General features: G+C 63.9%; 21 protein-coding genes. 10 read left to right on the top strand and 11 right to left on the bottom strand.

The genetic code is table 11. The features are described 5' to 3' along the window. Positions 1-24: 24 nt before the first annotated feature. Together rdgB and hemW are read left to right on the top strand one after the other, a co-directional pair. The gene (gene rdgB, locus AC5J09_RS14030; protein WP_018093981.1) at positions 25-669 is read left to right on the top strand and encodes an RdgB/HAM1 family non-canonical purine NTP pyrophosphatase; all 645 of its coding nucleotides are present in this window, start codon (positions 25-27) and stop codon (positions 667-669) included. An 11-nt stretch (positions 670-680) separates the two neighbouring features. Further along, positions 681-1862, top strand: a complete 1182-nt coding sequence (hemW, locus tag AC5J09_RS14025) for a radical SAM family heme chaperone HemW (protein ID WP_324762777.1) — start codon at positions 681-683, stop codon at positions 1860-1862. Between the two features lie 16 nt (positions 1863-1878). Here hemW and AC5J09_RS14020 read toward each other — a convergent pair whose 3' ends face one another. The 8 genes from AC5J09_RS14020 to mutM form a co-directional block, all read right to left on the bottom strand. After that, positions 1879-2745, bottom strand: a complete 867-nt coding sequence (locus AC5J09_RS14020; RefSeq protein WP_411932582.1) for a nuclear transport factor 2 family protein — start codon at positions 2743-2745, stop codon at positions 1879-1881. A gap of 15 nt (positions 2746-2760) precedes the next feature. Next, positions 2761-3243: an SRPBCC family protein gene (locus AC5J09_RS14015; protein ID WP_100669778.1), complete on the bottom strand. Its 483-nt coding sequence runs from the start codon at positions 3241-3243 to the stop codon at positions 2761-2763. 73 nt (positions 3244-3316) lie between these two features. After that, positions 3317-4588 (bottom strand): RNA polymerase sigma factor, encoded by a 1272-nt coding sequence (locus AC5J09_RS14010; protein ID WP_494297847.1) that lies wholly within the window; start codon positions 4586-4588, stop codon positions 3317-3319. After that, positions 4585-4959 carry a YciI family protein gene (locus AC5J09_RS14005; RefSeq protein WP_018093976.1) on the bottom strand — a complete coding sequence of 125 codons (375 nt, stop codon included), beginning with the start codon at positions 4957-4959 and terminating at the stop codon, positions 4585-4587. Before AC5J09_RS14005 ends, AC5J09_RS14010 begins: the two co-directional genes overlap by 4 nt. A 124-nt stretch (positions 4960-5083) precedes the next feature. Further along, positions 5084-6526, bottom strand: coding sequence for a chromosomal replication initiator protein DnaA (gene dnaA / locus AC5J09_RS14000; RefSeq protein ID WP_033047210.1), 1443 nt, complete (start codon positions 6524-6526; stop codon positions 5084-5086). Positions 6527-7529: 1003 nt separating this feature from the next. Next, positions 7530-7796 (bottom strand): 30S ribosomal protein S20, encoded by a 267-nt coding sequence (gene rpsT / locus AC5J09_RS13995; RefSeq protein ID WP_003527759.1) that lies wholly within the window; start codon positions 7794-7796, stop codon positions 7530-7532. 191 nt (positions 7797-7987) lie between these two features. Then, entirely contained in the window at positions 7988-8761 is a 774-nt protein-coding gene (locus AC5J09_RS13990; RefSeq protein WP_494297846.1) for an enoyl-CoA hydratase, read from the bottom strand. A 53-nt stretch (positions 8762-8814) separates the two neighbouring features. Further along, complete coding sequence (gene mutM / locus AC5J09_RS13985; protein ID WP_494297845.1) at positions 8815-9720, bottom strand: bifunctional DNA-formamidopyrimidine glycosylase/DNA-(apurinic or apyrimidinic site) lyase; 906 nt, start codon at positions 9718-9720, stop codon at positions 8815-8817. A gap of 181 nt (positions 9721-9901) precedes the next feature. Between mutM and ubiE the strand changes: the two genes are divergently transcribed. The 4 genes from ubiE (at position 9902) to AC5J09_RS13965 (ending at position 13834) form a co-directional block, all read left to right on the top strand. Beyond that, a complete protein-coding gene (gene ubiE, locus AC5J09_RS13980; RefSeq protein ID WP_494297844.1) occupies positions 9902-10678 on the top strand; it encodes a bifunctional demethylmenaquinone methyltransferase/2-methoxy-6-polyprenyl-1,4-benzoquinol methylase UbiE in 777 nt (258 codons plus the stop codon). Between the two features lie 4 nt (positions 10679-10682). Further along, complete coding sequence (gene ubiB, locus AC5J09_RS13975; protein ID WP_494297843.1) at positions 10683-12257, top strand: 2-polyprenylphenol 6-hydroxylase; 1575 nt, start codon at positions 10683-10685, stop codon at positions 12255-12257. Between the two features lie 87 nt (positions 12258-12344). Beyond that, a complete protein-coding gene (locus AC5J09_RS13970; RefSeq protein WP_494297842.1) occupies positions 12345-13124 on the top strand; it encodes an SDR family oxidoreductase in 780 nt (259 codons plus the stop codon). A 104-nt stretch (positions 13125-13228) separates the two neighbouring features. Continuing rightward, positions 13229-13834: an ankyrin repeat domain-containing protein gene (locus tag AC5J09_RS13965; RefSeq protein ID WP_026168511.1), complete on the top strand. Its 606-nt coding sequence runs from the start codon at positions 13229-13231 to the stop codon at positions 13832-13834. A 4-nt stretch (positions 13835-13838) separates the two neighbouring features. Here AC5J09_RS13965 and AC5J09_RS13960 read toward each other — a convergent pair whose 3' ends face one another. Further along, entirely contained in the window at positions 13839-14744 is a 906-nt protein-coding gene (locus tag AC5J09_RS13960; RefSeq protein WP_100669784.1) for an NAD(P)/FAD-dependent oxidoreductase, read from the bottom strand. Further along, entirely contained in the window at positions 14734-15192 is a 459-nt protein-coding gene (locus AC5J09_RS13955; protein WP_100669785.1) for an Rrf2 family transcriptional regulator, read from the bottom strand. Before AC5J09_RS13955 ends, AC5J09_RS13960 begins: the two co-directional genes overlap by 11 nt. Before the next feature lie 141 nt (positions 15193-15333). Here AC5J09_RS13955 and coaBC point away from each other — a divergent pair, with 141 nt between their 5' ends. Continuing rightward, on the top strand, positions 15334-16539 hold the full coding sequence (gene coaBC, locus AC5J09_RS13950; protein WP_324762770.1) for a bifunctional phosphopantothenoylcysteine decarboxylase/phosphopantothenate--cysteine ligase CoaBC: 1206 nt from the start codon (positions 15334-15336) through the stop codon (positions 16537-16539). Here the strand turns inward: coaBC and AC5J09_RS13945 are convergent. Next, the gene (locus tag AC5J09_RS13945; protein WP_100669787.1) at positions 16531-17346 is read right to left on the bottom strand and encodes a class II glutamine amidotransferase; all 816 of its coding nucleotides are present in this window, start codon (positions 17344-17346) and stop codon (positions 16531-16533) included. The genes coaBC and AC5J09_RS13945 overlap by 9 nt on opposite strands. Before the next feature lie 250 nt (positions 17347-17596). Between AC5J09_RS13945 and AC5J09_RS13940 the strand changes: the two genes are divergently transcribed. From AC5J09_RS13940 to AC5J09_RS13930, 3 genes are all read left to right on the top strand, one after another. Next, entirely contained in the window at positions 17597-18727 is a 1131-nt protein-coding gene (locus AC5J09_RS13940; RefSeq protein ID WP_100669788.1) for a Gfo/Idh/MocA family protein, read from the top strand. 276 nt (positions 18728-19003) lie between these two features. After that, on the top strand, positions 19004-19858 hold the full coding sequence (locus AC5J09_RS13935; RefSeq protein ID WP_100669789.1) for a MurR/RpiR family transcriptional regulator: 855 nt from the start codon (positions 19004-19006) through the stop codon (positions 19856-19858). A 119-nt stretch (positions 19859-19977) separates the two neighbouring features. Next, positions 19978-21930, top strand: a complete 1953-nt coding sequence (locus AC5J09_RS13930) for a bifunctional 5-dehydro-2-deoxygluconokinase/5-dehydro-2-deoxyphosphogluconate aldolase (RefSeq protein ID WP_275596915.1) — start codon at positions 19978-19980, stop codon at positions 21928-21930. Positions 21931-21970 lie beyond the last annotated feature (40 nt).

Here is a 21970-nt window from a genome sequence, read left to right as displayed (position 1 = left end):
CAGAACCTGAACGGAACGGAACAGATGCGCAGACTGATCGACAAGACGCTCGTCGTCGCCAGCCATAATGCCGGCAAGATCCGTGAGATCCGCGACCTCATCGGGCCGCTCGGCTTCGAGGCGAAATCGGCAGCCGATCTCGATTTCGTCGAGCCGGAAGAGACCGGCACGACCTTCGAGGAGAACGCGACGATCAAGGCGCTCGCCTCGGCCAGGGCTTCCGGACTGCCGGCGCTTTCGGACGATTCCGGTCTTGCCATCGACGCGCTCGGCGGCGCCCCCGGCGTCTACACGGCCAACTGGGCCGAACGTGAGGACGGCAGCCGCGACTTCCAGATGGCCATGGAGAAGGTCGAAGAGGCGCTCCGCGACAAGGGTGCGGTGACGCCCGAAAGCCGTACCGCACGCTTCGTGTCCGTTCTCTGCCTTGCCTGGCCGGACGGGCATGTCGAGCTCTTTCGCGGCGAGGTCGAGGGTTATGTCGTCTGGCCGCCGCGCGGCACCAGCGGCTTTGGCTACGATCCGGTCTTCCAACCGAAGGGCTACGACACCACATTCGGCGAAATGAGTGCGGAGGAGAAGCATGGCTGGAAGCCCGGCGATCCCGAGGCTCTGTCGCACCGCGCCCGCGCATTCAAGCTGTTCGCCGAAACCTGTCTCGGCGCCTGAGTAGAGAGACGATGCAGATAGCCCCGCTTTCAGCGATCGGTGACGGCATGGATCCCGGTTTCGGGGTCTATGTGCACTGGCCGTTCTGCGCGGCGAAATGCCCCTATTGCGACTTCAATAGCCATGTGCGCCACCAGCCGGTGGATCAGCCTCGCTTCGTCGCCGCATTTCTGAAGGAAATGGCTGCGGTGCGCGCGCTTTCCGGTCCGAGAACCGTCACCAGCATTTTCATGGGCGGGGGTACCCCGTCACTGATGGAGCCTCAGACGGTGGAGGCGATCCTCGACGGCATTGCCCGGCATTGGCACGTGCCCGATGGCATCGAGATCACCATGGAGGCGAACCCCTCCAGCGTCGAGGCGACGCGCTTCCGCGGCTATAGGGCGGCCGGCGTCAACCGCGTCTCGCTCGGCGTCCAGGCTCTCAACGACCGTGACCTCAAATTTCTCGGGCGGCTGCACGATGTCGAGAATGCGTTGAAGGCCGTGCGGCTCGCCCGCGAGATCTTTCCGCGGATGTCCTTCGACCTGATCTATGCGCGGCCGAACCAGACGGTCGAGGAATGGGAGCGCGAACTGAAGGAGGCGGTTTCCTACGCCGTCGATCATCTGTCGCTCTACCAGCTTACCATCGAGGAAGGGACGCCCTTCTACGGCCTGCACAAGGCAGGCAAGCTCGTCGTTCCGGATGGCGAGCAGTCGGCTGTTCTCTACGAGGCCACGCAGGAGATCACCGCCGCGATCGGCATGCCGGCCTATGAGGTCTCCAACCATGCCCGGCCGGGGGCCGAGAGCCGGCACAACCTCACCTATTGGCGCTACGGCGACTATGCGGGCATCGGCCCCGGCGCCCACGGGCGGCTGGCGATCGGATCAGGTAAGATCGCGACCGCAACCGAGCGCAACCCCGAGGCATGGCTGCAACGCGTCGAAGAGTGCGGCGAAGGCCTGATCGAGCGGGAACTGCTTGATTTCGAGGCGCAGGCCGACGAGCTTTTGCTGATGGGGTTGAGGCTGCGCGAAGGCGTCGATCTCGCCCGCTGGCAGACCCTCTCGGGCCGCGATCCGGATCCGGCCCGGGAAGAGTTCCTGATCGAGCATGGTTTCATCGAACGGATCGGCAATTCGCGGCTGCGCTGCACGCCCGCCGGAATGCTGATCCTCGACGCCGTGGTGGCCGACCTCGCCTGCTGATCGCGGGCCGAGCGGCTCAACCGCCTTCCTTCACCGGTGCGACGATCCCCCAGGTAACCCCGAAGGGATCCTTGAGCTGGCCGTAATGATCGCCCCAGAAGGCGATCTCCAGCGGCATCGTCACCTCCGCGCCGGCCTCCACCGCCCGTTTCCACCAGAAATCCGCGTCGTCGACGACGAGGTGCAGCACGAAGCCCTCCGGTGGCTTCCAGGGATGGCCGAATTCCGGGAAGGGATCGTTCAGCATCAATGCACCGCCATTGATCGTCAGGTGGCAGTGGATGAGGCGCTTTCCGTCCTGGGCAAGTTTGCGGTCCTCCTCCTTGGCGCCGAAAGCGCGGACGTAGAAGGCCGCCGCCGCATCTGCATCCTCCACGTTGAGGTAGGCGATGACACCGGGCATGGGCGGGCGCGACGGTGCTTGCCAGTCGACCTCGGATCGAGGATCGAGATCGATCGCCGCCTTGAAGCTCCCGTCCATGTAGAAGGGAACGGATTCGTGCTGATGGGCGATCTTCCATCCCCTGTCGGTGCGCGTCAGGCCCAAGGTCAGGCGATACCAGAGCGCCGCCTTCTGACCGTCGTGCTTCTCGCCGGAAAGATGCGTCAGCGCAGTGGCGAAGGCGACGTCGCCGCTCACCGAAACGTCGAGATCCTCAAGGGTGAAGCCGAGCGGTCCTTTCCACGTGGAGAACCACTGCTCGAGGCCGCCGGCATCTGCGTCGGAGGCCTTGAGGGGCGGCGCCAGGGAAAAGACGAGGCAATCGTCCGTGCCGTGGGCGAGGACGCGGGCGGCATCCTTCCGGCGCAGCGCCTCCGCCCAGCCCCCGATTACCTCCTCGATTTCCGCAATGGCCGCATTGCTGCTCGCGGTAATGGTCATGACCCCGTCCTCCTCTCAGAGTTTCGCAACGAGTGTTGCAAGCTGATCGGCGCATTGGCCCCAGCCCTCGTGGAAGCCCATCTTCTCATGGGCATCGCGGTCCTCGACGCTCCAATGGAGCGCGCGGGCCGTATAGCGGGTCTTGCCGCCCTCGTTCTCGAAGGTCATGACCGCCGTCATGAACGGCTTCTCGGACGGCTTCCAGGCTTCCGTAAAGGCATCGGTGACGACGATCTTCTCGTTCGGCACGACTTCCAGATAGACGCCCTGATTGGGATAGAGTTCGCCCTCGGGCGAGCGCATGACAAAGCGGTTGATGCCGCCCGCCCTCACGTCGAGCTCCGCTTCCGTGATCGTCCACGGCAGAGGGGCGAACCACTGCTTCAGAAGCCCGGCTTCGGTGAAGGCCCGGTAGACCTTCTCGCGCGGGGCATCGATCAGCCGGGTCAGAACCAGTTCGCGTTCGCCGCCGGAATTGGTGTCGGTCGCTGCAGTCATTTTCGAATTCCTCCATGTTGGTTCATTCCAAGGACGAAAGAGGATGCCGCCTGCCGACAGGGGTCAGAAAAAATTATCGCTCTTCTTCTTCCGCGACCGTCGCCGGCTCGGCCGCGAGGTGATCGAGCTGCATGCGGATATAGGCCGCTTCGGCCGCGTTGGTGGCCAGCGCGATCGCCCGGTCGAAGGCGGCGCGCGCCTCGCATGCCCGGCCGAGTTGCTTCAAAAGGCCGCCGCGCAGGCCATGATAATAGAAATAGCCGGAAAGCCTCTCGCCAAGGGGCTCCACCATAGCCAGTGCGGCCTCCGCTCCCTCCCGTTTGGAGACGGCGACCGCGCGATTGAGCGTGACGACCGGAGAGGGCTGCAGGCGCTCGAGCGCCTGGTAGAGGAGGTCGATCTCCTCCCAATCCGTCTGCTCCGGACGTTCGGCGCGGGCATGCAGGGCGGCGATTGCTGCCTGTATCTGGTAAGGCCCGGGGCGGCGATGGCGCATTGCCTTGTCGATCATCGCCAGCGCCTCGGTAATCATCGGCCGGCTCCAGAGCCGCCGATCCTGATCTTCGAGCAGGACGACGGCGCCAGTGGCATCGAAGCGCGCGCGGGCGCGCGAATGCTGGAGCAGCAGAAGTGCCGTCAGTCCCATGATTTCCGGCTCGGCGGGAAACAGCCGCAGCAGCAGCCGCGACAGGCGGATCGCCTCGTCGCAAAGATCGGCGGAGACGCCCTCGGCGCCGTTCATCGCCGAATAGCCCTCGTTGAAGACAAGATAGATCATCGTCGCGACCGCAGCGAGCCGCTCGGCGCGATCGACGGCATCGGGTGTCTCGAACGGGATGCCGGCGGCCGCCACGCGGGCCTTGGCGCGGGTGATGCGCTGCTCCATCGCGGCTTCGCTGACGAGAAAAGCACGGGCGATCTGCCTGACGGAGAGCCCCGATACGATGCGCAGTGCAAGCGCGATCTGCTGGGTTGCCGGAAGCGTCGGATTGCTGCAGACGAAGAGCAGCCGCAGGATGTCGTCGCGGTAATGCGCCCCGTCGAGCCGATCGGCGAGCTCACTCTCCCGGTCGTCGAGATCGGAGAGCAGTTCCTCCGGGGGCAGCGCCGTCTCGCGCGACTGCCGCCGCACCTTGTCGATGCCGCTATTGCGTCCGACGAAGATGAGCCAGGCGGCGGGATCGCGCGGCGGACCGGTACGGGGCCAGTTTTTCAGCGCCCGGATACAGGCCTCCTGAAATGCCTCCTCCGCCAGATCGAGATTGCGAAAGTAGCGCAGCAGCGCACCCATTGCCTGCGGCCGCGCGGAAACAAGAGCAAGATCGATCCAGCCTGTGTCGGTCATGAGGGCAACTCACCGGGTTTATAAAGCGCGAGCGGCCGGACTTCGTAGGAGCCCGTGCTCGGATTGGCGTTACTCAGATCGCGCGCGAAGTCGAGCGCCTCGTCCAGCGAGGCGCAATCGATCAGGTAGAAGCCGAGCAACTGTTCCTTGGTCTCGGCGAAGGGCCCGTCGATGACGATCGTCTCGCCGGCGCTGTGGCGCAGCGTCGCCGCCGCCGTCGTCGGCACCAGCCGCGCCACGGGCCCCAGCTTGCCCGCTTCGACATATTTGCGTTGGACGGCGCTCAGATCACGCATGACCCGCTCGTCCTCCTCCTTGCTCCAGGCACTGGTGACGCTTTCATCGTTGTAGCAAAGCACGGCGTAAAGCATTGAAAATCTCCGCTCTGGTCTGAAGACGAATGGCGGTATTGATAGCCGACAAGCGGGGCGAAAAAAACGCTCAACAAAAAAGCCCGGCGGACCGGGCTTTTCGTAACTTCGAGCTTACCTGATTCTATTCGTTGATCAGTCGCTTCAAAAGCTCGATCTCGTGGCTGAGCTTGGTGTCGGCAGAAATCAGTTCCTCGATCTTGCGCACCGCATGGAGCACGGTCGTGTGATCGCGCCCGCCGAAGCGGCGGCCGATTTCGGGGAAGGAGCGTGGGGTCAGTGTCTTCGACAGATACATGGCGATCTGGCGCGGCTTGACGATGACGCGGGTGCGGCGGTTCGAAACCAGTTCCTGACGCGAGACGTTGTAGTGCTTGGCGACCACGCGCTGAATATCTTCGATGCGGACGCGGCGCGGTTCCCCGGCATTGACGAGATGGCCGAGCAGTTCGTCGACCCGCTCGATCGAGAGCTGCGGCTCGAAGGAGCGACGGAAGAGAAGCTGATTGAAGGCGCCCTCGAGTTCGCGGCCGCTGGCTGTCACGTTGCGGGCGACATGGCTCAGGATCTCGGGCGGAATTTCGAGCGAGGCATCGTCCTGGCGCGCCGCTTCGAGACGACGCTTCAGCATTTCCAGGCGCATCTCGTAGTCCGGCCCTTCCATCTCGATCGCCACGCCGCCTTGCAGGCGCGAGCGAACGCGGCTGTCGAGCGATTCCAGCTCCCAGGGTGCACGGTCCGCGGCGACGACCACCTGTTTGGCGGAGTCGAGCAGCATGTTCAACAGATGGCAGAACTCGTGCTGGATCGACTTGCCCTGCAGGAACTGCATGTCGTCGATAATGAGAAGGTCGATGTTGCGAAGCGATTCCTTCAGCGACAGCGCGTCGTTGTCGCGGATCGCCGTTGCGAAACGCCACATGAAATATTCGGCCGTCAGATAGACGACGCGCGGCGCGCGCGCACTCTGGAGGGCCGCGAGAGCGATCGCCTGCAGGAGATGCGTCTTGCCGAGACCAACGCTCGAATGGATGAAGAGCGGATTGAAGCGCACGGCGCCGGCGCCGGCCTCGGCAATCGTACGCGCTGCCGCGAGCGCGACCCGGTTCGACGAGCCCTCTACGAAACTATCGAAACCGTAGCGCTGATCGAGAGGCGAGCCAAAAAGCGGCGCCTGGACGGGTCTCGCCGGAGCTGCCGCAACCGTGGCGGCGGCAATTGCCACGGAGGGGGCCGCCGAACGGCGGGAAGGAGAGACGGGCGCCGCTTCGGCAACCGCGGCAACGCTCTCCTCAGGAGCCGTCGGGCGATGACCGCGGGTCGCAGTGCGCACGAGGATCTCCACCTTCAGTATTTCGCCGTCCTCCTGCTGGACGAGCGTGGTGATCAGATCGAGATAGCGATTATTGATCCAGGACTTCAGAAAAGTCGTCGGGACCGAGAGGCGCACGACGCTTTTCGACACTGAATGGAGCTTGAGGCGTCCAAACCAACTTGCGAAGACATCCGGTCCGACCTGGGCTTTCAAGCGCGCACTTACCCGCTCAAACAGTGCGTCATGCCGCATGTCGTGTTTTTCCCCCGCCGCCTGAGACTGATTGCTTCCGGCCTGAAAACCTTCAGGTGCCGTCGCCAAATTCATCCGCATCTTGCCGCCTTCCAATTTCATTATTCCGACGCCGTCATTTCTGGCGGCCTCATCTTTATGTCCGCCCGCCACGGCCGCTCAAAGCCATGCCGCGTCAGCCGGACGCTCTGATACGCACCGAACCCGGGCTCCTCATATCCCGTCACGGCGCGCTGCGCTCATTCGCTCGCCTTCGCCTCAAGCAAATGTCCCCTCGCACTTCGCCTTACCGATTCTGCACGGCTATTTTCAAGCCGACCAGAACCGTTTTTCCTCGTTGTCGGCTGACCGCACCCTCGTACGTAGCGGACAGCCCGAGCCTCCTTCTTCCTATCCCATGCATTCGCAAGGCTAAGCCCGGCCGGCAACCATAAGACGAAACGTCCTCGCTCCGGTGCGAAGGCTCGCCCGGTTTTATCGTCTCGACTTGTTTGATTGATCGACGTGGAATTAACCCCGCCACAGGCGACGGAAAGCCCAAAGTCACCCCGATTGGAATGACCCTTAAACTTCCTCGTACAGATGTGATCTGTGTCCCCTGTGGAAGGCATTTAGGCAGGATCGCCCGGCAAGATCAATGGCGTTTTTTACCCGCTCGTAAGCGTCGACAGTTGACTCTCGTGCCGGGTTTTGCATGCCGCTCCCGAGTCCGGCGAGAATCCCTGTTGAATCAAGGGTTTTGTTTTTTGTGTTCTTGCTTAGCTGGCGAAAAAGAAAAAAAATAAAAAATGGCTTGACTCACTTCGGACTCAATCCGCCCGCGCCGCGAGACCACATTTTTGCCGCAACCTCTCATAAGCCACTGAAAAAACTGCGTATTTTTTGTCACGCGATTGACATGAGCGTGACCAGGTCAATCGCGCGCACCGTTGACCACGGCACGAATCGGAAAAGCCCGGCGGTAACGCCGGGCGCTTGATCAACAGCTTTTTTCTTAGCCGGGTTAGGCCGAAAGGCTCTTCACGCGCTGCGCCAGGCGCGAAACCTTGCGCGATGCCGTGTTGGAATGCATTACGCCTTTCGTGGCGGCGCGCATCAGTTCCGGCTGTGCCGCCTTCAGGGCGGCGGCTGCGAGTGCCTGATCGCCGGAAGCGATCGCTTCCTCGACCTTGCGGACGAAGCTGCGGATGCGCGAACGACGGGCCTTGTTCACTGCGGTACGGCGTGCGATCTTGCGGGTCGCCTTTTTCGCCGAAGTTGTATTGGCCATTGATGCCTCTCTTCGAAAACTGACATGGACTCCGCCTCGCCGTGCCGGGTCACTGCGACCTGTCATACAAGCAATTCGGGAGTATTATCGGAAAGCCTCGAACGAGGGCGTTCCAAACTGAGGGCGGCGTATAAAGGGAAACCGCCCGCACGTCAACGCGCAATTTGAGAAAACAGAGTCCTGTCCGTGGCTCACCTGTGTTTGAATTCGGCTTTGCGCTTGGCGGCGAAGGCGGCCATGCCCTCTTTCTGGTCCTCCGTTGCGAAAAGCGACTGGAAGAGCCGCCGCTCGAAGCGCAGGCCCTCGGCGAGCGTCAGTTCCAGAGAGCGGTTGACTGCCTCCTTGGCCATCATCGCCGCCGGCAGCGAGAATGACGCGATCTTCTTCGCGGCGTCGAGCGCCTCCTCCAGGAGCCTGTCCGGAGCCACCACGCGCGAAACGAGCCCGGAGCGCTCGGCCTCCGCCGCGTCCATCATGCGGCCGGTGAGAATGAGGTCCATGGCCTTCGCCTTGCCGACTGCGCGGGTCAGGCGCTGCGATCCGCCCATGCCGGGAATGACGCCGAGGGTAATCTCCGGCTGGCCGAACTTCGCCGTTTCGGAGGCGATGATGAAGTCGCACATCATGGCGAGCTCGCAGCCGCCGCCGAGCGCGAAACCGGATACGGCGGCGATCATCGGTTTGCGGGCGTTCGCGACATGCTCCCAGCCGCCAAGGAAATCGGCGAGGTAACCATCGACGAAATCGAGCCCCTGCATCTCCTTGATGTCGGCGCCGGCGGCAAAGGCCTTCTCGGAGCCGGCAAGGACGATGGCGCCGACGTCCCTGTCGGCGTCGAAGACCTTCAGCGCGGCATCGAGCTCGCGCATGAGCACCGCATTCAGCGCATTGAGCGCCTGCGGCCGGTTGAGCGTGATCAGGCCCACGCGGCCCTGCGTTTCGACCAGCAACGTCTCGTAACTCATTCCCGTCTCCTTCACGCGTTGTCGCAAGATTGAGCGGAATGTGCCATGCCGCCCTATTTCTGGCAGTGCGGGCAATAAAAGGTCGAACGTCCCGCCTGTACTATGCGGGCGACCGTACCGTGGCAGCCGGGCGTGCGGCAAGCCTCGCCTTCCCTGTCATAGACGGAGAAGCTGTGCTGGAAATAGCCGAGACTGCCGTCCGCCTGAATGTGATCCTTGAGCGAGGAGCCGCCGGCGGCGATCGCATCGGCAATCACGGCGCGGATCCTATCCGTCAGTGCAATCAGCGCCTGTTTCGGGCGGCCCCGCCTGTCGACGAGCGTGCCTGCCGCCCTTTTCGGCGAGAGGCCCGAGCGCCACAACGCCTCGCAGACATAGATATTTCCGAGCCCCGCGATCGTCCTCTGGTCAAGAAGAGCGGCTTTCAGCGGCTGGACCTTGCCGGCGAAGCGGGCGGCGAGATAGGCGGCGTCGAGGGCATTGCCGGTCGGCTCCTCGCCGAGGCCGCGGAGATAGACGTGGTCGGCGAGCGCAGAGCGCCGTGCCAGATCCATGAAACCGAAGCGACGCGGATCGTTATAGATCACCCGTGCCGGACCGGAGCCGCCATCGAGATGGAAGATGACATGATCGTGCTTCTCGTCCTTGCCGCGCGGGTGGTGGAAAGCGCCGGGCGTGGCCGGATTCGCGCCAGCCTCTATCGGGCCCTTCTCGATCCGGAACGAGCCGGACATGCCGAGATGGGCGATGATGACGTTGCCGCCCTCGAGCTCGATCATCAGATATTTGGCGCGCCGTGAGAGGGCGATGATACGGCGGCCCGCAACCGCGTTGGCGAAATTCTCGGGGAACGGAAAGCGCAGATCCGGCCGGCGCAACTCCGCCCGCACCAGAAGCGCGCCCTCCATGGTCGGCGCCAGTCCGCGCCTGACCGTTTCCACCTCGGGCAATTCCGGCATCGGCCGTGTTCCTTCATCCTTTATTCATCGCACCCGCCCACGTGAGCGGCACGCCATTCCCATGACGCCGTCGATAGCCTATATCCGGCTGCATGCGGCAGCCGGTCGCCTCTCGCTCAGATAGCGTGCACGGAGCGATTTCGCTATGGTGCCGGCAAAATTCGTTGAAGTGGAGTTTCGTATGGCGGATGAGCGCGTATCGGCGAGGGGCGGGATGGAGACCTCATTCGGTTTCCGCGAAGTCGGCACGGGCGAGAAGCAGCCGCTCGTCAACGACGTCTTCCACAAGGTCGCCAAACGCTACGACATCATGAACGACGTGATGTCGGCCGGGCTGCACCGCGTCTGGAAGGATGCGATGATCGCGGCGCTCAACCCGCCGAGCCGCGAGGGCTATCGGGTTCTCGATGTCGCCGGCGGCACCGGTGACATCGCCTTCCGCATCGTCGAGCGCTCCGGGCGCAAGGCCCATGCGACCGTCCTCGACATCAACGGCTCGATGCTCTCCGTGGGCGCCGAGCGCGCCCGCAAGAGGGGGATCGAGGCCAATCTCGACTTCGTAGAGGCCAACGCCGAAGACCTGCCCTTCGCGGCGAATTCATTCGACGCCTACACGATCGCCTTCGGCATCCGCAACGTGCCGCGCATCGAGGTCGCGCTCAAGGAGGCCTACCGCGTGCTCAAGCGCGGCGGCCGGCTCCTCGTGCTCGAATTCTCCGAAGTGGAGATGCCGCTGCTCGACCGCTTCTACGACGCCTGGTCCTTCAATGCGATTCCGAAATTCGGCAAGCTCATCACCGGCGACGATGCGCCCTACCAATATCTGGTGGAATCGATCCGCAAGTTTCCGAACCAGCGTGATTTCGCCGCCATGATCCGTGATGCCGGCTTCGCCCGCGTCTCCTTCACCAATTATACCGGCGGCATCGCAGCGCTGCATTCCGGCTGGAAAATCTGAGCGCATGAGCACTCCCGGAGCATATTTCCGTCTCATACGGATCGGCTGGGTCCTTGCGCGCGAGAATGCGTTTGCCGCGGTCCCCTCCGAACACCTGCCCCCGCTCGCACGATTCGTGCAGAAACTCGCCGGCCTGCTCGCCAGCCGCGAGGCCCGGTTCGGTGCGCGCAGCGGCCGCCTCGCCCGGGCGGTGGAACGGCTCGGCCCTTCCTATGTCAAGATCGGCCAGTTCCTCGCGACCCGCCCGGACGTGGTCGGCGCCGAACTTGCCGCCGACCTCTCGCTGCTCCAGGACCGCATGGCGACGTTTCCCGAGAGCGCGTCCAGGGCCGCGATAGAGGCGTCTCTCGGGCGCCCCGTCGGCGAGCTCTTCGTCGAATTCTCCGAGCCGATCGCAGCCGCATCGATCGCCCAGGTTCATCCCGCCGTGGTCATGCGCGACGGCAGACGCGAAAGGGTGGCCGTCAAGGTCATCCGCCCGGGCGTGCGCCAACGCTTTGTGGCCGACATCGAGGCCATGTATCTGGTCTCGCGCATGCAGGAGCGATTCCTGCCCTATACGCGCCGCCTGAGGCCGGTCGAGGTGACGAAGACGCTGGAGCAGACGACCAAGGTCGAAATGGATCTGAGACTCGAGGCCGCGGCGCTTTCCGAACTTGGCGAGAACACCAAAGAGGATTCCGGGTTTCGCGTGCCCAGGGTCGATTGGGAGCGCACCGGCCGCGACGTCGTGACGATGGAATGGATCGACGGCGTCAAGATGTCGGACATCGAAGGGCTGAAAAGGGCCGGCCACGACCTGAACCGCCTGGCCGAAACGCTGATCCAGTCCTTTCTGCGCCACACGCTCCGGGACGGCTTCTTCCACGCGGACATGCATCAGGGCAACCTCTTCGTCGACGATGCGGGCCATATCGTCGCCGTCGACATGGGGATCGTCGGCCGCCTCGGCCGGAAGGAACGACGCTTCCTGGCCGAGATCCTCTACGGCTTCATCATGCGCGATTATCAGCGCGTCGCGGATGTGCATTTCGAGGCCGGTTACGTTCCCTCGCACCACGACGCGGCAAGCTTCGCCCAGGCGATCCGCGCCATCGGCGAGCCGATCCACGGCCAGCCGGCCGAGACGATCTCGATGGCGAAGCTGCTGACGCTGCTGTTCGAGGTCACCGAACTTTTCGACATGCAGACCCGCCCCGAACTGGTGATGCTGCAGAAGACGATGGTCGTCGTCGAGGGCGTCGCCCGAACGCTCAATCCGCGCTTCAACATGTGGAAGGCGTCCGAACCGGTGGTCGGCAAGTGGATAAGGGACAATCTCGGGCCGAAACGCATCGTCGCCGACCTGCGCGACGGCGTTCATGCGGCGCTGCGGGTTGCCGAAGCGCTGCCGGAGATCGCAGCCCGGACCGAGCGGTTCTCGGCGGAAATCATGGCAATGAGCGAGAACGGCCTGCGCTTCGATCCGGAGACCGCGGAAGCGATCGGCAGAGCCGAGGCGCGCCATACGCGCTCGGGCCGTATCGCGCTATGGCTTATCGCGGCGACGCTCGTCTACATCGCCTGGCAGCTTGCGTGAACGGAGCGGCGGGCCGCCTTGCCAGCCGGCCGGGGAGAAGTGCCAGGCAGCCAGGCGTTGCCATCGATCAAAGCAGGAGGAAGGAATATGGATCTCGGCATTAGCGGCAAAAAGGCGCTCGTTCTCGGTGGCAGCAAAGGGCTCGGGCGCGGTATCGCCGAAGCGCTTGCGGGGGAAGGCGTTGCGGTCGCGCTGACCGGCCGGAACGGAGAAACCGCAGCGAAGGCCGCAGCGGAAATCGGCCCGAATGCTGCCGGCTTTTCGCTGGACCTGGCAAAGCCTGAAGTCGTCGACCCCTTCCTCGATCGGCTCGCCGCTTCATTCGGACAGATCGATATTCTGGTGCTGAACGGTGGCGGTCCGCCGCCGACGAATGCTGCCGACATCGATCCCGGCTTCTGGCGGGCCCAGTTCGAGGCGATGGTGCTTTCCGGCATGCGCATTTCGCACCGCCTGCTGCCGTCCATGCGGGAGCGCCGCTTCGGCCGCATCGTTGCCGTCGCCTCCACCAGCATCCGCGAACCGATCCCCGGCCTGACGGCGTCCAATGCGTTGCGCAGCGCGCTTGCCGGCTGGATGAAGACGCTCGCCAGCGAGGTGGCAGCCGACGGGGTGACCGTCAACATGCTCCTGCCCGGCCGGCTTGCGACGGACCGGACCCTGAGCTTCGATCGCAAGGATGCGGAGGCCGAGGGCGTCAGCGTCGAAACCGTTGCAGTGCGCAGCCAGTCGGAAATTCCGCTCGGGCGCTATGGGACGCCGGCCGAGTTCGGTGCTGCCGCAGCCTTTCTCGCAAGCCGGCAGGCCGCCTACATCACCGGGATTGCGCTGCCCGTCGACGGCGGGCTCAGCCGTTCGATGCTCTGACCATGTTCATCCCGCTTCAGAGATCGGCTGCACGAGGCCTGCTGCGCTACGCCGTCATCGCTCTCGTCACTCTTTTCAGTCTAACAGGGGTCGCGAAGGCCGCCATGCTGGATAAAGAACTCCTCACGGCCGCCCGGCTGGGCAATGCCGCCGAAATCAGCGCTCTCGTAGAGCGCGGCGCACACGTGGATGCGCGCGACGAAACAGGCGCGACGGCCCTGCTCATCGCCACGCATGAGAACAATATCGAGGCCGCAAGGGCTCTCATCGCGGCCGGTGCCGACGTCAATGCCAAGGACCGCATCGAGGACAGCCCTTATCTCTATGCCGGCGCGCGCGGCCATCTCGAAATATTGAAGATGACGCTCGCGCATGGCGCCGATCTCAAAAGCACCAACCGCTACGGCGGCACCGCCCTCATTCCAGCCGCCGAGCGCGGCCATGTCGAAACCGTGAAGACGCTGATCGATGCCGGGGTTGCCGTCGACCATGTAAACCGCCTCGGCTGGACGGCGCTCCTCGAGGCGATCATCCTCGGCAACGGAGGCGACAGCCATACGGACATCGTCAGGCTGCTGATCGAGGCCGGTGCGGATGTCGATCTGGCGGACGGCGAAGGCGTTACGCCCCTCGCCCATGCTAAAAGGCGAGGGTTCCGGCGGATCGAGCGCCTCCTCCTCGCCGCCGGCGCTCATCAAACGGCGGAATGAAGGCTCAATGTACGTCGAAAATCAGTGACTTATGCGCGGCCACGGCTGCCGTAACGCCATCGCCGACCGCATGCGAGACCGAGCCCGCGCCCCGCGCGGCATCGCCACAGGCATAGATGCGCTCGACGCTCGTCTCCTTTGCCTCGTTCGTCCGGATATAGGGTCCGAGCGGCCCGTCCTCAAATTCGCAGCCGAGCGCTGCAGGCAGATCGCTCGCCATGCGGGTACGCGACGCGACGAACAGGCCTTCGAGAGAAACGGTCCGGCCGCCATCGAGAACCACGCTCGCCTTCGCTCCGTCGACAGCGACGACCCTCTCCCTTTCGATCTCCACACCGCGCGCTTCCAGCATGGCGGCCTGAGCGGCATCGGGCTCGAACGCGCCATTGGCGAAAAGGGTGGTCGGCCCCCAGTCCGGCAGCATCATGGCCTGGTGAAAACTGGACTCACCGGTTGCGAGAACGCCGATGCGGCCCTGCCCGAGCTCATAACCATGGCAATAGGGGCAATGAAAGACGGCGCGGCCCCAGCGTTCCTGAAGCCCCGGTATCGACGGCAGCTCATCGACGACGCCCGTTGCCAGGATCAGCCGCCGCGCCGCGATCTTTTCGCCCTGCACCGAGACGACCAGATTGGCGCCGTCGCGGCGCGCCGTATCGGCCGTTCCTTCGACGAAACGCACATTGGGATAGGCCAGCAACTGTTCCCGGCCGTGCGCCGCGATCGTCGCAGGCGCCTCGCCGTCCCGGCTGAGGAACCCATGCGACGATTCGGCAAAGCGGTTCCTGCGCGCGCCCGCATCGACGACGACCACGGAGCGTCTGGCTCTGGCCAATTGCAATGCCGCCGACAGCCCTGCATAGCTTCCACCCACGATCGCCACGTCTACCGGCATCACATCAACCGCCATGGTTCTGCTCCTTCATCTGCTGGCGACGGATCGCCATTCGTCGCTGGAAATCGTTTGAAAGATCTGCGAGGCTTATTCGTTCCAATCGCTGCATGAGAAGCGCCTCGGCATCCCGGAGCGCTCCGTCCATCGCGGCATTGACCGCCTGCTCCACCACACAGCCGGGAGCCTCGGTTCGGTTGCCGATTGCAAACACGGGCGGTTCACCGAGCGCGGCATGCACGTCCGCAAGGCTGATGGTTGCGAGATCGCGCACGAGCGACCAGCCTCCGCCATGCCCCTTTTCGGAGCGGACGAGACCCGCTTCCCGTAAACCCGCCATGGTGCGTCGGACCACGACGGGATTGGTGGAGAGGCAGGCTGCCAACTCCTCCGAGGTGATGGTTTCACGCTCCGCCATGTGGAGGAGCGCATGCAAAGTAATGGAAAGTCGGCTATCGCGTTTCATGTAACTCAACGTGTTACGTGAAGCGCGGAAAGTCAAGCTTCAAATTCGGCCTGCACTCGAAATCAGGCGCGCAATTGCGTGCGGGAAGACGGTCGAGTAGGGTCGCCGGAAACGAACGGGAGCGGCTGGAGCCGAAGCGGAATGACACTGTCGGGCAAGCGCATTCTTCTCATCATAGCCGGCGGAATCGCGGCCTATAAGAGCCTCGACCTGATCCGCCGCCTGCGCGAGCGCGGTGCCGACGTGCGCCCGGTGATGACGGCGGCGGCGCAGCGTTTCGTCACGCCGCTGACCGTTGGCGCGCTTTCGGCCTCTCACGTTTTCACGGAGCTTTTCTCGCGCGAGGACGAGCAGGATGTCGGTCACATCCGGCTGGCGCGGCATTGCGATCTCGTGGTCGTGGCCCCGGCAACGGCCGACCTGATGGCAAAGATGGCGCACGGTCACGCCGACGACCTCGCCTCGACGGTGCTCCTGGCGACCGACCGACCGGTGCTGCTCGCGCCGGCGATGAACCCGAGGATGTGGTCGCACCCGGCCACGCACCGCAACCGCGCGACGCTCGCCGGCGACGGCGTCCGCTTCGTCGGACCTGCCACTGGCGAAATGGCCGAGAGCGGCGAGGCAGGGGAAGGCCGCATGGCCGAAGCTCTGGAGATCGTCGCGGCGGTCGAGGAATTTTTCAACGGAGCAGGCCCGCTCGCCGGTCGCAAGGCCATCGTCACATCCGGACCGACGCACGAGCCGATCGATCCGGTGCGCTACATCGCCAACCGGTCGTCCGGCAAGCAGGGCCACGCGATCGCCGCAGCACTGGCGCGGCTCGGCGCCGAGGTCACGCTCGTTTCCGGGCCGGTGACGATCGCGGACCCCGCCGGCGTCCGCGTCGTACGGGTCGAGCGCGCCGAGGAGATGCGCGATGCGGTGTTGGCCGCGCTGCCGGCCGATGTGGCCGTCATGGTGGCAGCCGTTGCCGACTGGCGCGTCGCATTGGCCGCCGGCAACAAGATCAAGAAGCGGCCGGGCGAGGCCCCTCCTCCGCTGCAGCTTGCAGAGAATCCCGATATCCTGAAGACCGTCGGCCACCACGCATCGCGGCCGAAGCTCGTGATCGGCTTTGCCGCCGAGACCGAGAACGTCGCCGAGAACGGCCGCGCCAAGCTCCAGAAGAAGGGGGCCGATTACATTCTGGCCAACGACGTTTCGCCCGCAACCGGCATCATGGGCGGCGACCGAAATCGGGTTAAGCTGATCGGCCGTGACGGTACCGAGGAATGGCCGGAAATGGGCAAGGACGATGTCGCGGCGAAGCTCGCCGCGCTGATCGCGGCGAAGCTTTCATCCTGAGGACAGGCCGGAGGTGGGCGCTATTGCCAGGTCGGCCGTCCCGAAAAGGCGAACGTCGACGCCGTTTTCCCCGACGATGATCGCGGATCCGTCCGGAACCTCCACCCAGGCGCTGTCATCGTCATTGAGCGGCTCGGAGACGAGGCAATAGCCGCCACTCGACCCCATCGGACCTGCATAGAGCGTGGGAGCTTTCCAATCCGTGGCATAGCGGACCGCATAAAGATCGCGGCCGTCGGAGAAGGCCGCCGTGAAGCGCACGAGTGCCGGGCGTCCCAGGCGTTCGGCAAGCCGCTCGACGAAGGCGAGCGCCTCGGCAACGGCACCGAGGGGATCACGGTCGAGACCGAACTGCAGGGCAAGCAGGAAGAGCAGCTCCGAATCCGTCGTGCCGCTGCGCGCCGAATAGAGCTCGTTGTCGAGCATGGTCTCCATCGGCCGCCGCAAATGCTCGAAATCGCCGATCTGCCCATTATGCATGAAGGACCAGCGGCCGAAGACGAAGGGATGGCAATTGTCGCGGCGCGTGCCGCCGCCGGTGGCCGCGCGAACATGGGCGAGGAACAGCGGAGAGCGAATCTGCCTCGCAATGCTCTTGAGATTGCAATCCGACCAGGCGGGCAGGATGTCCCGGTAGCGGCCCGGCTCAGGACGGTCGCCGTACCACGCTATTCCGAAGCCGTCGCCATTGGTCGCCGTTTTCGCCCTGACGGCGCAATGGGATTGCTCGATCAGGGAATGCTTGGGCGACGTCACGAGTTCTTCGAGATAAAGCGGCTCTCCGCGATAGGCTGCCCAACGGCACATGCTCGATCACTCCGATTTCGCCCCGCCATATGAAAGCGATTCGTCCACCACCGTCACCAGTGATGTTTCAACGCAACATGGTAAAAATGCGTTAACACATTCTGCCCAAGCATAGCGGACCGGGCGGACACGCCCTGTTCCATCAGGCACGCGGGACCGGATTTTCGAACAAATATTCCATATTGACAATTCGCGCGCATTTCATTTCATTTCGCCGAGCACAGACAGGGCTTGGCCCGGGAGAAACGAGATGAGCGGCAAGCGCAGGCTGGGCATTGGCCTGATCGGGACGGGCTTCATGGGCAAGGCGCATGCCCTTGGGTTCACGATTGCGTCACGAGTCTTCGGCCTGCCCTTCGAGCTGGATCTCGTATCCGTCGCGGACGTGACGCAGGAGGGCGCGGAGGCGGCCCGCGGACAACTCGGCTTCCGCAAGGCGACGGCCGACTGGCGCGAACTTCTGACCGATCCCGAGATCGACATCATCGACATCACCACGCCGAACCTCCTGCACAAGGAAATGGCGCTCGCTGCGATTGCACACGGCAAGCACGTCTATTGCGAAAAGCCGCTGGCACCGACTGTCGCCGACTGCGCCGAGATGGTCGCCGCCGCGCAAAGGGCCGGCGTCGTCACCCAGGTCGGCTTCAACTATCTCAAGAACCCGCTCATTTTTCTCGCCAGGGACATTATCGAAAGCGGCGAGATCGGCGAAATACGGTCGTTTCGCGGCATTCATGCGGAAGATTTCATGGCTGATGAGAGCGTTCCGTGGGGTTGGCGGCTGGACCCGCGTAGCGGCGGCGGTGCGCTCGCCGACATCGGCAGCCACATTATCGCCTGCATGCGCCATCTCGTCGGGCCGATCCGGTCCGTACTGGCAGAGACCGTCATCCACGTTCCGCAGCGCCCTGTCACGCGCGGCGCCACAGAGACCCGGACGGTCGAGGTCGACGACGTCACGAGGGCCTTCGTCCGTTTCGAGAGCGGCGCGAGCGGAAGCTTCGAAGCGAGCTGGATCGCGACCGGCCGCAAGATGCAGCACGATTTCGAGATTTACGGCTCCAAGGGAAGCATCGTCTTCACCCAGGAACGGCTGAACGAGATCAGGGTCTACTCCGCCGGCGACGACATCAGGAGCCGCGGCTTCCGGACGATCTGGGCGGGACCGGAGCATCCGCCCTACGGAGCTTTCTGCGTGGCACCCGGCCACCAGATCGGCTTCAACGAGCTGAAGGCGATCGAGGCCAACGAGTTCCTGGAAGCGATCGCCAAGGGCGGCAAAACCTCGACCGATTTCCGCGAGGGCTACGAAGTCCAGAAGGTCCTTTCCGCGACCTATCACTCCGCAAGGACGAACGATTGGGTGGAGATCGGCTGATCTTGACGTCCGACTCGCTGCTGTCTTTGCCCCTCACCCTTACCCTCTCCCCGCGCGCGGGAGAGGGGACGTGCCCGATGGTTGGCCGGGGGTCATGGTTGCGAAGGTAGCGCCGCGCGTTTCCTTCGCCCCGCCTGCGCGGGACAAGCCTGAGGCGATGCGGGCTTGCGCACTTCCCGCTGGATAAGGAACCAAAATGGAACGTCCATTCTATCGCTGCAATGGTTAGTCGATTAAACTGAGGCAAACGACGAGAACGAGCCGGAGGCCCGAACCATGCCCACGCCTGAAACGATTGCCGATGTCCCGCAGGATTTCGAAACGCTGAAGGCGGTTATCCTCGAGCGCAAGGCGCAGCTGCCGAAACGGCTGAAACAGGTGGCCGCCTACTCGCTCGACAATCCGGACGAGATCGCCTTCGGGACGGCGGCGAGTATTGCGACTTCGGCCGACGTCCAGCCCTCGACGCTCGTGCGCTTCGCCCAGCACTTCGGCTTCGAAGGCTTTTCGAGCCTGCAGCAGATTTTTCGCGCACGCCTGCGGGAGCGTACGCCCGGCTACGAGGAACGGCTGAAGGCGCTGCGCCAGAACGATCACAGCAAGCTCGAAAGCGGATCGATCTTCAACGGCTTCGTTGCGGCCGCCCATCGCTCGCTCGACAACATCGCGACCTCGGTCGATCCCGAGGCATTCGAGCGCGCCGTCGGCATTCTCGCCAAGGCGAACACGATCTATCTCATCGCCAAGCGGCGCTCCTATCCGATCTCCAGCTACATGGCCTATGCTTTCGGCAAGCTGAAGGTGAAGTATCAGCATGTCGGAACGGCCGCCGGGATCGACGAGGACATGCTGGCTATGGCGACAAAGGAGGATGCCGCCTTTGCCGTCAGCTTCTCGCCCTACGCGTCGGAAAGCGCCAGCCAGGCGCGCTTGCTCGCCAACCGCAAGGTACCCGTGGTCTCGTTGACTGACTCCGCCTTCTCGCCGCTCGCCGAATCCTCCAGGGTCTGGTTCGAACTGGTCGAGGCCGATCATGCCGGCTTCCGTTCGCTCTCCGCCAGCATGGCCTTCGCCATGGCGCTGACCGTCGCAATTGCCGAGAAACGGCGCCGCATCGCCGAGGGCGAGTGAGACAATATAGAACGGAAATTCCATATTGACGAAACAACGGAATTTATGTTTCATATGCTCGTCACCCATGGCATAGGCATATTTGTCGGCGCCGGTCCGGCGTCCGCGGGGAGGAAGCAGTGAGCCAGATTTCGTCGGCCCAAGTTCCATCAGGTGCGGGTGCCAAGCCCCTCGACCTCATCACGATCGGCAGAGCTTCGGTCGACCTCTACGGACAGCAGATCGGCACGCGGCTCGAAGACGTGGCGAGCTTCGCCAAATCGGTCGGCGGCTGCCCCTGCAACATTTCCGTGGGCACAGCGCGCCTCGGCCTGAAATCGGCGCTCCTGACGCGCGTCGGCGACGAACAGATGGGCCGCTTCATCCGCGAGCAGCTTCAGCGCGAAGGCGTGGAGACGCGCGGCATCGTCACCGACCCGGAGCGGCTGACCGCACTTGCGATCCTCTCCGTCGAGAACGACAAATCCTTCCCGCTCCTTTTCTATCGCGACAATTGCGCCGACAACGCGCTTTGCGAGGACGATATTTCGGAGGATTTCATCGGTTCCGCGCGCGCGGTCCTCGTCACCGGCACGCATTTTGCCAAGCCGAATGCGGACGCCGCCCAGCGCAAGGCGATGAGGATCGCCAAGGAAAGCGGCGCCAGGATCGTCTTCGACATCGATTACCGCCCTAATCTATGGGGTCTTGCGGGTCACGATGCGGGCGAGAGCCGCTACATCGCCTCGGACCGCGTTTCGGCGCATCTGAAGACCGTGCTCGGGTATTGCGACCTCATTGTCGGCACCGAGGAAGAGGTGCTGATCGCGTCGGGCGAAAGCGACCTCCTCGCGGCACTCAAAACCATCCGCTCCCTCTCCGAAGCCACGATCGTGCTCAAACGTGGACCGATGGGCTGCATTGTCTATGATGGACCGATCTCGGACGATCTCGAAGACGGTATCGTCGGCAAGGGTTTTCCAATCGAAGTCTATAACGTTCTCGGCGCCGGCGACGCTTTCATGTCGGGCTTTCTGCGCGGCTGGCTCACCGGCGAGCCGCACGCGACGTCCGCTACCTGGGCCAATGCCTGCGGCGCCTTCGCGGTCTCGCGCCTGCTCTGCGCGCCGGAAATCCCGACCTGGACCGAACTGCAATATTTCCTCGAGCACGGCAGCAAGGAGAAGGCGCTGCGCAAGGACGAGGCGATCAACCACGTGCACTGGGCGACGACGCGCCGGCGCGACATCCCGCTCCTGATGGCGCTCGCCGTCGACCATCGCAGTCAGCTCGAGGACATTGCCGAGGGAAATCCGGAACTGCTCTCGCGCATCCCGGCCTTCAAGGTGCTTGCCGTCAGGGCTGCGGCAGAGGTAGCTCAAGGCCGTTCCGGCTTCGGCATGCTGATCGACGACAAATACGGCCGCGATGCGCTCTATGCCGCCGGCGCCCATCGCGACTTCTGGATCGGCAAGCCGATCGAGCTTCCGGGATCACGGCCGCTTACCTTCGAATTCAGCCAGGACCTCGGCAGCCGCCTCGTCGACTGGCCGGTCGACCACTGCATCAAGGTGCTTTCCTTCTACCATCCCGACGATCCGGCCGAACTCAAGGCCGCTCAGGTCGCAAAGTTGCGTTCGGCCTTCGAGGCGGCGCGCAAGGTCGGGCGCGAGATCCTGATCGAGATCATCGCCGGCAAGCACGGGACACTCGACGACCGGACCATTCCGCGGGCGCTGGAGGAGCTCTATGATGCCGGCTTGAAGCCGGACTGGTGGAAGCTCGAGCCGCAAGCGAGCCGCGCCGCCTGGGCTGCGATCGACGCCGTGATCGAGGCGCGCGATCCGCTTTGCCGGGGCGTGGTGCTCCTCGGCCTGGAAGCACCCTATGAGGTGTTGAAAGACGGTTTCGCCGCCGCCAGAATGTCGAAGACGGTCAAGGGATTTGCCGTCGGCCGGACGATCTTCGCCGACGCTGCCAAGGCCTGGCTTTCCGGCAGGATGACCGACGAGCAGGCAGTCTCCGACATGGCGGCGAAGTTCAAGGCGCTCGTCGATCTCTGGCTGCAATTGGGTGAGACCAAGGCGGCGTAGCGGTCAAATACAAAGGCGGCGCTAGGATGCGGCCGCGAGG

This window comes from Sinorhizobium sp., assembly GCF_059070375.1.
The sequence above is the reverse complement of the archived record's forward strand: the minus strand, read 5'-3'. Positions and strand labels throughout refer to the sequence as shown.